Source organism: Ensifer sp. LC384, from assembly GCF_001695865.1.
GTDB lineage: Bacteria > Pseudomonadota > Alphaproteobacteria > Rhizobiales > Rhizobiaceae > Ensifer.
This window is the reverse complement of record NZ_MBST01000040.1, coordinates 24,918-36,645: the sequence shown is the minus strand read 5'-3', so window position 1 is coordinate 36,645 and position 11,728 is coordinate 24,918. Positions and strand designations below refer to the sequence as shown.

Below are 11,728 nucleotides of genomic sequence, written 5' to 3'. Positions count from 1 at the left end.
CGTTCCGTCGTAATCTGCCCGCAACGATATCGCCTTCGTCATGCCAAACCTCCGTTTGGCACAATGAGTCAGAATTTCTCTGATTTGGGAATCCCATCACGAGTCGGCGTCATTGCTCGTTGGTATTATTCGCTGCCTAGAAATCGGAATAAGGCAGCGTGCTTTCGGTGGGCTGTCAGATCATTTGTTTGGCAGGCGCTGGTTTTGGAGCTCGGTCTGGATCTGGACGTTGTATTGGTGCCAGACCCTGTCGCGGATTTCGGTCAGCAGTTCGAAGACGGCCAGGGCCTGTTCCGGTGTCCAGGTTGTCGGGATCTCGACGGACAAGGAGAGCGGCAACCCAGGTTTCGCGGGGGGCTTTCGTCATGGCCTTTGCGCCCTTCTCTGCTCGGTGCGCAGTTCCGATCGTTCGGTAGCCTCTTTGAGCCGGTAGGATTGGCCCTCGATGGCAATGACTTCGGCATTGTGGACGAGACGATCGACCATCGACACGACGCAGGCGGCGTTGGGAAAGACCTCGTGCCAGTCGGCAAAATTGCGATTGGTCGTGACGATGGTGCTCTTTGCCTCGTAGCGTCGGCTGATCAGCTCGAAGAGCAGATCGGCATGACGGTTGGTGTAGGAGAGATACTCATCTCAACTGCCCTGCTGCTGGGGGTGCGCCGGATAGCCGGCATCGGTGCTGGCGGCTGCGATGGTGTCGGGGTTCGTCTTGGTGTCATCGAAGGTGACGGTCGCGGGCTTATCTTCGAAGGATATCGCCACCGTCGTGACGCCGGGGACAGCGGCCATCGAGGTCTTCACGATGTAGGGACAGGAAGCGCAGGTCATGTTGTCGACCGCGAAGGTGACGGTGCGCTCGGCTGCGAAGGCTGCCGAGGCCGCCATGATCGAGCCGGTCAGTGTGAGCGCGCGCAGAAGCTTGTTCATTGGGCGGATCTCCTCTTGGGGTCAGGCGGAAAGCAGCAACGGGGCGACGTAGTCGAAGGCGAAGGCGGCGGCGACGAGCACGGTCGCGAACCAGAGCCCACCCTGAACAAGACGGCTGGGGATCGGGCGGGCGCAAGCGGCGGCGTCGGCGCAGGCTCGCCTCGGCTTCCAATGGACGAGATAGAAGCCATAGCCGATTATGCCGACCGTTCCCGTCACGAAGAGCGGCTTGTAAGGGGCGAGCGCCGTCAGATTGCCGATCCAGGCGCCGCCGATGCCGAGACTGAAAAGGATCAGCGGGACGATACAGCACGACGAGGCGGCGAGAGCACCCAGGATGCCACCGGCGGCGACGAGACGCTGCCGGCCGGCCTCGCTTCGGTCGGTTAGATTCTCAGCACTCGGCGTAATACTCGCCGTTCCAGGTCGCAATGCATCCAAATCGATCTCGCCTTCCTTGCTGAAATCCTATTCGCACCGTAATGTGCAGTCTGTAGGAACTACAGGGTCAAGAGGGAATTCTGCGATGGAAGATCACGCCGTGGTGAAGCGTCTGCAGCGGGCCGAGCTTGCGCGGCGGACAGGCTGCAATCTGGAGACCGTGCGCTATTACGAGAAGGTCGGCCTGCTGCCGGAGCCGCCGCGCACGGCGAGCGGCTATCGCAGCTATGACACCTCGCATGAACGGCGGCTCCGTTTCGTGCTGCGAGCACGCGAGCTCGGCTTCTCGCTCGATGAAATCCGCGAACTTCTGTCGTTTTGCATTTAACCGCAAGACCCCGATGACAATAGTTTCAACAAGATAGCCTGGCACTTAATTTGAGACTTGGCAGTTAATTTGAGATTGCCCCTTTGATTTTGGCACGTAATGTGAGATTCAACCCGTCGACGAAATAGACGGTGTTTCTGCATGAACGATCCATTGCCCGACGAGATTGATGAAGCGCTTTGGGATGAGGCGTGTCGACGAGCCGAGGCGATCCGAGGATTTCTGATGCGTCGATCTGGCAAGGTAGCAGCCGGGGATATGGCGCTGCTGGCTGCCGAACTCGAAGTCAGTCGGGCAACCGCATTCCGTCTTATCAAGCTATTTCGAAATGGGGGAACGGTAATGTCGCTGGTGGAGCGTAAACCCGGCCGGCCAGACGGCAGCCGAGTGCTCGACGACAAGCGAGAAGAGATCATTCGCACCACTATCAACCGGTATTACCTGAACAAGAACCGCCCCAGCATTTCTCAACTGGTTCGGGATGTACAAACGGGCTGCGTCTCGGCCGGGCTCAAGCCGCCACATCGTCGGACGATTGAAACTCGTCTCGAAGACATCGACCTGCAGAAGCGCGCCAAACGACGGGGCGAGACCGACGTCGTGAAGCGAACAACTGCTGTTCCAGGAATGCTCGCTGCCTCGCGTCCACTCCAGATCGTCCAAGTCGATCATACCAAAGCAGATATCTTTGTCGTCGACGAGGAAACGCGTCTGCCAATCGGGAGGCCTTGGCTAACTCTTGCGATGGACGTTTGCAGCCGGATGGTGACCGGGTTTTACCTCTCAATGGAAACCCCTTCCCGGCTGTCGACCAGCTTATGCTTGCTACACTCCGTCTTTGACAAATCACCTTGGTTGCGGGAGCGCGAGATCATCGAAGCGTGGCCCGTCGCCGGACTCCCAGAGACATTGCATGTCGATAACGGCAGCGACTTCAGGAGTCGTGCTTTCAAGAGGGGGTGTGAGGATGCCGGAATCGCGATCGACTGGCGACCGCCGGGTGAACCGCGCTTCGGCGGCCATATCGAACGGTTGATCGGCACCCAGATGGGAAAACTCCACTTGCTGCCGGGCACGACTTTCAGCAATCCGCAGGAGCTTGGCGAATACGACTCGAAGCGGCATTCAGCTTTGACTTTGCGGGAACTTGAGCGATACATCGCCCTCGACATTGTCGGCACCTACCATCAGTCGATTCACAGCAGTCTAGGCCGCCCGCCAATCGCAGTCTGGCGCGAGCACGAGGGTGAAATTCCACTCCGATTGCCGCACGACCGCATGCGTTTTTGGCTGGCATTCCTGCCCGAGCAGGAGCGCACACTGCAGCCAACCGGGATCCATCTCTTTGGACTGCGCTATTGGTCGGCAGCCCTAAGTGCCGACGTCGGGAGTGCTAATCGCCGACTGCTCGTCAAATACGACCCAAGGGATATGTCTCGTGTCTTCGTGCGGCGACCTTCGGGCAACTTCGTGGAAGCTCGCTACGCGGATCTCACCTTGGCCTCGGTAACGCTGCACGAAGCATTGGCTGCAAGGCGTACGCTGCTGGCGAAAGGGCGACGAGAGATCAACACCCGCACCATCGTTGGTACAGCCATTGAACAGCGCAAATTGGTGGATGCAGCAGTGAAGGCGACAGCGACCGCACGACGAGGCCGCACTGCCAGCACAAAAACGAAGGTGGATGACAGCGGGTGGGGCTCGCTTCGGGGGATCGACTCCAGCAAACCTGTGGCTTTCGATGAGGACACGGAGTGAGCGGGAATGAACACGGGAATCTCCCACCTGACTGTAACCGCCGCGGCACTGCTCGGTGAAGCGGACAAGCAGCGCATCCGCGCGATAAGATCACGTCGCTGGCTCGTCTATCCGCGTGCCAAGCAGGTACTAGATCGCCTTAACTTCTTGGTAGATCATCCACGCGGGACGCGAATGCCTTCCATCGCCCTATACGGCGACAGCGGAATGGGCAAAACAATGATCATGAAGCGTTTCCGTGACCAGCATCCGCCAAGCTTCAATTCGCTCACCGGCAGGCTGAAAACGCCTGTTCTCGCGATGGAGATGACCAGTCGGCCCGGCGAAAGACGGTTCTATGCCGAACTTCTGACCCTCCTCGGCGCACCACAGCGGCCGCGCGCCGATATCGCACAGATGGAGCAAAGTGCGTTGCGCATCATGGAAGCGATAGGCGTGCAAGTCCTAGTGATCGACGAGGTGCATAACATCCTCGCTGGAACATATCGCGAGCAACGCATCGTGCTCAATACGCTGCGTTTTCTGAGTAACCGCCTTCAGATCTCGCTCGTTTGCTTCGGGGTCAATGACGCGCGTGAGGCCATTGGTGGCGATGTACAACTGGCGCGCCGCTTCGAACAGTTCACGCTGAGCCGCTGGGCTGCAAACGAGCAGTTCGAAATCTTGGTCGCCTTGGTGCTGCGCAACACGCCATTGCGTTACCCATCTGTGTTAACCGCAAAATCACTGCGACGGATACTGCAGATCACCGAGGGCATCACAGCCAACATCTTCCACATGATCAACTCCCTGGCTATCGAGGCAATCGAAAGCGGAAAAGAGCGCATTACCGATGAAGCCATTGAAAATTGGGAACCGGAATTTGACGCCGAAGCAGCGTTCGCATGACGGGGATATACGCACGACAATTGCCGGTAAGGTTCCCTCCCTGCACCGATGAACTTTTGTCGTCGTGGATCATTCGGCACGCCGCATTTTACGCCATCTCTCCCTCGGCCATGCTTCGGCATTGCCTTCCCGAGGTGCTGTCATTGCGCACGGCCGATTTAGATCTCACCGAAGGTCAGGTCGACCGCATAGCCTCCATGTTCTCGGTCGATACGGCCACGGTCCACCGCATGTCTTTCGCGAATATTCCGCAATCGTCACGGCGACTGATTGCCGGCAAGCCTCGGCAATCATGCAGCAGCTGTCTCCGAATTGTCGACGGGTCGCACATCATTCTTCGAAGCCAACTTCTCGGCTGGCGGATCACCTGCCCGCTTTGCGGAGGTCGCCTTCAAACCATTGGCGGGCGTGACCGCCCCTCTCCTTTCAGCGGCTACCACCATGCTGCGCTGATAGGAGAAGCGATGCTTAACGACGAGGCCGAGCATGGTATCCAAAACTGGTTATCGCCAAGTGAGATCGCCCGCCTCCTGCTGATGCGGCGCGTTCCAAAGTCGCTCCCCGATCGCTACGAACCGTCAAGCTACAGAGTGCTCGGCGTCATCATTCCTGATCTCGATGACGTCCTAAAGATGGAAACTAGGGAACTTCCGACGCCAGCAAGTCCGATTTTGCAGCTGCACTTGCGGCCAGCTCTTTTAGCGGGTGTGGCCATCGTCCAGCGAGCTGGGCCGGAGATGCTTTCCATGCTGCGTGGCCATATGATGGGTGAGAATAAAGCCCGCTTCGGCAACGCGATAGAAGAGATGGTGGACTGCGGGCGCCATTCCCGGAGGTCTTCGCAGTTGCACTTAATTTGAGATTCTCAGCCCACGCAATCTCAAATTAAATGCCAACCAAGAAGAAACGGCCGCATTCTTACGTTTAAGTGCCAAACGACAGCCCCTGATTCGGCTCGATCGATTTGAGTGCCAGCTTGAAGATCGTCGACTTGCCGGAGCCGGTCTCGCCCACAAGGAAAGTGATCGCGCCGCGTTCGGCCGTAAAGCTAACATCATTTATGCCACGCCCGTTACCATAGGTGTAGCCGACCCCCTCGGCGATGATGCGCCCTTCGGTCGGCACGAATGTCGGTGAGTGGGTGATCTGCCGCTCTTCGGGGTCGGCCCACATGGTTGCCAGCGGCACGAGTGCCACGCGCGAGCGCACCACGTCATCGATGGCGTGAGCGATCATCTCAAAGGGCATGTTGAGCTGAAGCAGGAGCGTGTTGAACAGCACGATGTCGCCGACGGTCAGGGCACCGGCCTCATAGCGCGGCAGCAACATGAGGAAGGTGACGGCGAACTGGACAGTGAGCCCAAGCCCGAGCACGGCGATGTACCCGACACGCTGCAGCACATAGGCACGCCAATTGTCGCGCACTTCCTCTGCCTTGGCCGTGAAGCGCCGGCTCATCCATCCATGGCTGCCGAAATGTCTGAGCGTGTCCATGGCATTCATCGCATTGCCGACGAAGCGGGCATTCTCCTGGCCAGCCTCTATCGCCTTGTCGAGGAAGACACAGGCGCGCCGAGTAGAAATCAGCGTCAGCGTCACGGCAGCGGCACAACGAACGCAACCACCTCGGCATTGATGAGCGTGCCGAGGGTGATGAGCGTCAAAAGGATCTGTGTCGCGCCGGGGATGAAGACGATGAGTCCCAGTTGCACCAGTGTTGTGAGCGCGCCGCGCCCGCGTGTGCTCGCGTTCTGGATCTCCGCCGGATTGTGCTCGACGAAGAATGCGCTGGTCTTCCTCAGGATGCGCTCAAAGAACCGCGTGCTGCTGATAAAGCCGAGATTCTCGGCGCTCATGAACGAGAGGTACTGCATCATGTGCTGCAGCGCCGAGGCGATGCCGAGGAGCACGCCATAGGCGACGAACCCCCAGGCCAGGGTGGCAACCGCGCCCTCCCGCGGCAACCCGTCGACGAGCCGAGAGAAGAGATAGGGCGCAGCGACGCTCGCGACACTGGAGAAGAAGACGACCACAGCGACCAGGAGCAGCATCCAGCGGTCGGATTTCCAGTAAGCACGGAGGATTTCGGAGATCGGAGCGAGAACGGCAGGCTTGGTCGTCGGGCGGCACTCATTGCGTTCTGGAGACGGCGCAGCCGACCGCTGCAACGACGCCGGCAGTGCGTGTCTCGATGGGAATGGAACACGTGCTCCCGCCCGGGTGGACTACGCGGAGCCTTGGGAGTGATTGATTCGGACTATCGCCCGGATTTGTTACCGTTGATAGGTCTGCCTTGCCTATATTGGGGGGCGCAATTTCAACCCCTCGCTATCGTGCTTCTGCAGCGAGCACCGCATCGGTGACGGCAAGGTCGTGCTCGAAGCTACGGTCAGGCTGAATGCCTTGCCTCTCCAGATCGGACCGATAGCCGCGCACGGCCTCGGCGGGTGTGGCATTGCGATCCGCCACGGCCCGCATCCAGACGATCAGCGACGGCTGGTGCTCGGCGAGATTAACCTTGCGACCAAAGATGGCAAGTCGTGCGCCGAAGCGCTCTGCCTGGGCGATGATCTCGAATGTGTCGCGATGCGTGCCGCCGCCGCCGCCCATGACACCGACGACGACGGAACTATCGTGACCGGCAAGCTCTTCCAGCGGCCCCGGACCGTTGTAGACCACCTTCAGGAATTCGGGCCGCTCTTCCTTCACTAGGCTTGCAAGCGCGCGAACCGTGCAATCGTTGACGAAGGCGCCCATCTCGGCGGCCGAGAAGCCGGTGTCAGTGTTGGGATTGAAGATTTCGAGGAAGTGCTTTTTGCCCGCCGCGCGCGCATCGACGCGAAACGCGGCATAGGCATTGAGTGTTGCGACGTCGCGTTCCGCGTCGTTGTTGAATGTCATGGAATACAGGCAAAGGTCGGCTTTCGCCCTTGCAAGATCGGCGCCGCGATAGGGGACCGAAGGTGTCTTATGATATTGTCCGCCCCGGATGTTCAGCCAGAGGTCCGAAGTGTCGTTGGCGCGGAACGCCGGCATGATGGCGCTGTCCTTGAACATGCCCCGATCCTGCAAAACCTCAATGTTTGAAGTTGAAGCCAGCAGGATATCGATGACATCTTGCTCAACCAGCCTGACCATCTCCTCGAGAAATTCGTCACGCGATCGGTTGCCGATGATGCGCCGTTGGGCGTCGCGCCGGCGACCGGTCGTCAGAATGCCGCCGGCGAGATCCGGATCCTTGGCGTCTGCCAGGATGAAATCGCCAGGCCGGTAGTCGCCATTGCGGATCCGCTCGATCTTCCGCTCGTAGCGCGTCGAAACCATTTCACTCTCCCTTAGATCACCGCCACGCCGTGCAGGCGCTGCATCTGGTCGCGCACATCCTGGATCTCGCGCGCCATGTCCGCTTCGCTCCAGCCGAGTGCCTCCGCCGCAAGCGCTGCGGTTGCCGTCAACAGCCGCAACGTCAGGCGACCGGTGATCGCCAGCGTGGTACGCCGAAGCACAACATCGGAAAGACGCCCGACCTGTTCCATCCTGACGATGTAGTCGATCTCGCCCGTCGTGTAGTCCGGCGCGTCCGGTAGCGGCGTGGCGGCGTTTCGCTCCGCGATGTGGTGTGCGACGATACGAGCGGTCGTCCCATAGCGGTTGAAGAGCAGGCCGACCGTCTCGGTGTCGAGGCCGGTCTGTTTCGCAACTTCGGCGATATGGGACTGGCGCGCCGCTGCATCCGCTGGAAAACCGCGGCCGCCGCCGATTGCAAGATCCTGGGTGGAGACCTGCCGCTGCGATCCGAACCGCGCCAGCACCATATCGGCAACCTCTTCGGCAAAGCCGCGGAACGTCGTCCACTTGCCGCCGACCAACGAAAGCACCGGGAACGGCCGGTCGCCGGCGGGCTCAAGGATCGGCGTAGCATGATCGCGGCTGATTAGCCCGGGATCCTTCGCGTCCGAAGCTGGAAGCGGGCGGATGCCGCTATAGGTGTAAACGATCTGGTCACGTTCGAATTTCAGCCCTGGGAAGAGGCTGCGCATGCTTTCCAGCAGGTACTCGATCTCACTGTCCTCGCAGCGGACATTGTCTGGATCGGCAGCCTTAATGTCGGTCGAGCCGATCATGGCGCGGCCGAGATACTCGTATACGAGGCAGATGCGCCCATCATCGGCTTCGAAATACATCATGCGGCCCTTAAGTTCCCTCAGCAGCGCATCGTGGCGCAGCAGGATATGTGAGCCCTTCGTGCCGCCGATCATGCGGGAGGGTTCGCCGAGCTCCCCATTGACCGCATCGATCCACGGACCTGCGGCATTGACGACAATACGTGGGCGAACCGCAATCCTGGCGCCGTTCAGGATGCTGGAAATTTCCAGCATGCCGCCGTTGCGCCGCTCAAGCCGCGCATAGTTGATCGCCGCCGAGCGCCGGTTGTCGGCCAGACCATCGCGGATGAGTTCCAGCACCAGGCGTTCTGGGTGAGTGATGGTGGCGTCGTAGTAGGTGCCTGTCGCGACAATCGCTGGGGTCAACGCCGGCATTTCACGCAGCGACCTTGCCTTGCCCGCCATGCTGTGGCGCGGCATGACGCGATGACGAGACCCGTAGAAGTCATACATCATCAGGCCGGTCTTAATCAGCAACGCGCCCCGGCTGCGCGGTGCGCCCTTCGCGCCGAAGAGGGTACGCAATGCCGCCATCGTACCCTTCGCCCAGGAAAAGATGGGAATGAGGGTCGGCAGCGGCTTGACGTAGTGCGGTGCATTTTTGAGCAACAGGTTGCGCTCGAGCGTCGACTGAGCGACCAGGCGTAGTTCGCCGGTCTCGAGATACTTCAGACCGCCGTGAATGAGGCGGGAGGGTGCCGCGCTGGTGCCGGACGCATAATCAGCCTTGTCGACGATAAGGCACGAAAGGCCCTGCGCGCACAGATCGCGAAAGAGGCCCGCGCCATTCACGCCGGCGCCGAGGATCACCACGTCGACTTCCTCACGCGCGGCAATCGCTTTCATCCTGTCGTCGATGCCGCCGGGCCATACGACCCGGGCCGATACGTCTGCGTCAGTCATGTGTTTTGGTTGCCTTGATGATCTGGAGATTGACGCCAGCCTCTAGGAGGCGGCGGCGATGGTCGTCGTTGATGCCGTCCGTCGTGAGCACGACATCGAAATCGGTGAGATCGGCGAGCACATTCAGAGCGACCCTGCCGAACTTGGAATGATCGAGGAGCAGGATGCGGCGGCTTGAAGAGGCCATCATGGCTTGCTTCACCTTGGTCACAGCCGCGTCCTGGATGAACGCGGTCACGCCATCCACGGCCGACGCCGAACAGAAGAGCACGTTCGCTCGCAGGCTCGCGATCGCCTTCTCGCAGGTAATACCGATATAGGCATTGTAGGTGCGATGGTACCTGCCGCCGAGGCAGATCAATTCGACGTCGTCGATGTCGATGAGCTTGCTCGCTGAAACATAGCTGTTGGTGATGACCGTCAGCGGACGAGCCACCGGCAAAAGCGGGGCCAATGCCGAGGCAGTGCTGGAATCATCGAGCATGATCGCCTGCCCGGGCTCGACATAAGCCATTGCGGCCTTCGCCAGAGTTTCCTTTTCCACTTTTCCGACAGTGTCGCGATAGCGAAAGGCGCTTTCATAGAGCCCGGACGGCTGCACCGTCACCATGCCGTGTAGCTTGCGAAGGATACCCTGCTGGGCAAGCTGATCGATGTGGCGGTGGATCGTCATGCGTGACACACCGAAATGCTCGACAAGATCCTCAATCCGGGCCTGCCCGGCGCGCATGATGTATTCCGCGATTTCTTCCCGTCGTTCGCCCGGCTTCATGTTGCCCTCTTTTCTCTAGACCGCCTGGCCAGTTCCTCGATGGCGTGCCAGTGCGGCGTCATTGCCTCTGCAAGTTGTCTATAGAGATTGAAACGATCGGCAAGAGCGGCGCCCCGAACGGGATCAGGTTCGTGGCGGCGCAGGATTGTGGTGGTTTTGCGTGCCCCTTCCTGGGAAGTGTCGTAGAGGCCGATGGCAGCGCCGGCGGTCAACGCAGCACCCCAGGCGGCGGCCTCGTCGGCCGAGGAGACCAGGACCGGCAAACCGATGGCGTCGGCGAACATCTGCGAAAGCGCTGGATTGCGTGCACCGCCCCCGGAGATGCGCACGTCGCGGATAGGCATCGCCGAGCGCAGATCTTCGATGTGGGTCTTGTGGTTGAAAACGATGCCTTCGAGCACGGCTTTCAGCATGTCGCCCCTGTCGTGCCAGCCGTGGACGCCGAAGAAGCCGGCGCTGGCGCCGCTGCCGAATGGCGAGCCGAACAGGAAGGGATGGAACACGATGTCGGACGGTCGTTCGAAGGCGCGGTCCAACTCGGGGCGCAGAAGATCGTGCACGCCGCAACCTTCTCGTTCCGCCTGCTCCAGCTCGGCGCGGCAAAAATTGTCGAGGAACCAATCGTAGTTCGCCGTCGAGGCCGGCGAGATCGCCATATTGTTCCACTGCCCGGCGTCGATGGCGTTGCGGCAGTACCAGCGCGCATCAGGCAACGGCCGATCGGTGACGATCTCGTTGATCGAATAGGTACCAGCAACGATGGAAAGGCTTTGCGGTTGGTGCCCACCGATGCCGAGGGCCGAGGCGGTGACGTCATGCAGTCCGCAGGCGACTGGCGTGCCTTCGGCGAGCCCAGTCAGCTCCGCGGCCTCGCGTGTGATGCCGCCGACGATGGAGGCCGACGCGGAGACGACGGGCAAGGCTTGCCAGAGTTCCTCCAGCCCGAAGATCGAAAGCGCCTGGCGATCGAACTCCTGTGTCATGACATTGGTGAACGAGGTGCTGGCTTCGGTGCGGTCCGTGCCGATGGTCCCGGAAAGGCAGAAGCGCAACCAGTCCTTGCAGGCGAAGACGTGACCGATAGCGGCATAGCGCTCAGGCTGGTGGCGCTTGATCCAGGCCAAGATCGCCGATGGCGCGGACGCATGCGGCAACTGCCCAGTCAGTTCGATGGCGCGGCCGGCAACATCGCTCGTGTTCCATTCGTCCGAAAGCGCGCCAGCGCGGCTATCGAGTGACAGAATACCGGGACCGAGCGGCCGGCAGGCCCGGTCAAGCAGGTAGAGGCCGTCACCATGCGCGGTGGCGGCAACAGCTTTGATCTCCGATGCGGCCCGTCCGCACAGCTGAACGGCCTCGCGGATCGCCTCCGCCGTCGCCCGCCAGAGTTCCAGCGGATCGCGTTCGACCCAGCGCGGATGCGGCAGGGACTGCGCGACGCGGCGGCGGGCGACCGCAAGCGGCGTGCCCTCGAGATCGAAGACAACCGCCTTGGTTACCGTCAGTCCGTTGTCAATTCCCAGCAAGCAGGTCATCGCCTTT

The 11,728-nt window shown here is 60.6% G+C and carries 13 protein-coding genes and 1 pseudogene; 5 read left to right on the top strand and 9 right to left on the bottom strand.

The window, feature by feature from the left end:
• Nucleotides 1-180: 180 nt before the first annotated feature.
• Nucleotides 181-327, bottom strand: coding sequence for a hypothetical protein (locus BC363_RS35610; RefSeq protein WP_202618616.1), 147 nt, complete (start codon nucleotides 325-327; stop codon nucleotides 181-183).
• Nucleotides 328-445: 118 nt separating this feature from the next.
• On the opposite strand from BC363_RS35610, the gene BC363_RS36250 reads away from it, so the two are divergent.
• Nucleotides 446-574, top strand: a complete 129-nt coding sequence (locus BC363_RS36250) for a hypothetical protein (RefSeq protein WP_280137967.1) — start codon at nucleotides 446-448, stop codon at nucleotides 572-574.
• A gap of 62 nt (nucleotides 575-636) precedes the next feature.
• Here BC363_RS36250 and BC363_RS24695 read toward each other — a convergent pair whose 3' ends face one another.
• Nucleotides 637-930, bottom strand: a complete 294-nt coding sequence (locus BC363_RS24695) for a cation transporter (protein WP_065787076.1) — start codon at nucleotides 928-930, stop codon at nucleotides 637-639.
• 21 nt (nucleotides 931-951) lie between these two features.
• The gene (locus BC363_RS24690; protein WP_065787075.1) at nucleotides 952-1,371 is read right to left on the bottom strand and encodes a mercuric transporter MerT family protein; all 420 of its coding nucleotides are present in this window, start codon (nucleotides 1,369-1,371) and stop codon (nucleotides 952-954) included.
• A gap of 85 nt (nucleotides 1,372-1,456) precedes the next feature.
• On the opposite strand from BC363_RS24690, the pseudogene BC363_RS24685 reads away from it, so the two are divergent.
• The 4 genes and pseudogenes from BC363_RS24685 to BC363_RS33810 form a co-directional block, all read left to right on the top strand.
• A pseudogene (locus tag BC363_RS24685) lies at nucleotides 1,457-1,684 on the top strand (MerR family transcriptional regulator); the annotation flags it as partial.
• A 156-nt stretch (nucleotides 1,685-1,840) separates the two neighbouring features.
• Entirely contained in the window at nucleotides 1,841-3,457 is a 1,617-nt protein-coding gene (locus BC363_RS24680; protein WP_065793334.1) for a Mu transposase C-terminal domain-containing protein, read from the top strand.
• A 6-nt stretch (nucleotides 3,458-3,463) separates the two neighbouring features.
• Nucleotides 3,464-4,345: a TniB family NTP-binding protein gene (locus BC363_RS24675; RefSeq protein WP_065793333.1), complete on the top strand. Its 882-nt coding sequence runs from the start codon at nucleotides 3,464-3,466 to the stop codon at nucleotides 4,343-4,345.
• The gene (locus BC363_RS33810) at nucleotides 4,342-5,205 is read left to right on the top strand and encodes a TniQ family protein (protein ID WP_083223638.1); all 864 of its coding nucleotides are present in this window, start codon (nucleotides 4,342-4,344) and stop codon (nucleotides 5,203-5,205) included. Before BC363_RS24675 ends, BC363_RS33810 begins: the two co-directional genes overlap by 4 nt.
• 64 nt (nucleotides 5,206-5,269) lie before the next feature.
• Here BC363_RS33810 and BC363_RS35200 read toward each other — a convergent pair whose 3' ends face one another.
• From BC363_RS35200 to BC363_RS24640, 6 genes are all read right to left on the bottom strand, one after another.
• Complete coding sequence (locus BC363_RS35200) at nucleotides 5,270-5,944, bottom strand: ABC transporter ATP-binding protein (protein WP_065793332.1); 675 nt, start codon at nucleotides 5,942-5,944, stop codon at nucleotides 5,270-5,272.
• Complete coding sequence (locus BC363_RS35195; protein ID WP_065785593.1) at nucleotides 5,941-6,396, bottom strand: ABC transporter transmembrane domain-containing protein; 456 nt, start codon at nucleotides 6,394-6,396, stop codon at nucleotides 5,941-5,943. The genes BC363_RS35200 and BC363_RS35195 overlap by 4 nt, the downstream gene beginning before the upstream one ends.
• A 277-nt stretch (nucleotides 6,397-6,673) precedes the next feature.
• Complete coding sequence (locus tag BC363_RS24655) at nucleotides 6,674-7,669, bottom strand: hypothetical protein (protein WP_065785594.1); 996 nt, start codon at nucleotides 7,667-7,669, stop codon at nucleotides 6,674-6,676.
• 11 nt (nucleotides 7,670-7,680) lie between these two features.
• On the bottom strand, nucleotides 7,681-9,357 hold the full coding sequence (locus BC363_RS24650) for a glycerol-3-phosphate dehydrogenase/oxidase (RefSeq protein WP_065785619.1): 1,677 nt from the start codon (nucleotides 9,355-9,357) through the stop codon (nucleotides 7,681-7,683).
• Nucleotides 9,358-9,406: 49 nt separating this feature from the next.
• Complete coding sequence (locus tag BC363_RS24645; RefSeq protein ID WP_065785595.1) at nucleotides 9,407-10,186, bottom strand: DeoR/GlpR family DNA-binding transcription regulator; 780 nt, start codon at nucleotides 10,184-10,186, stop codon at nucleotides 9,407-9,409.
• Entirely contained in the window at nucleotides 10,183-11,721 is a 1,539-nt protein-coding gene (locus tag BC363_RS24640; protein ID WP_065785596.1) for an FGGY-family carbohydrate kinase, read from the bottom strand. The genes BC363_RS24645 and BC363_RS24640 overlap by 4 nt, the downstream gene beginning before the upstream one ends.
• Nucleotides 11,722-11,728: the final 7 nt, after the last annotated feature.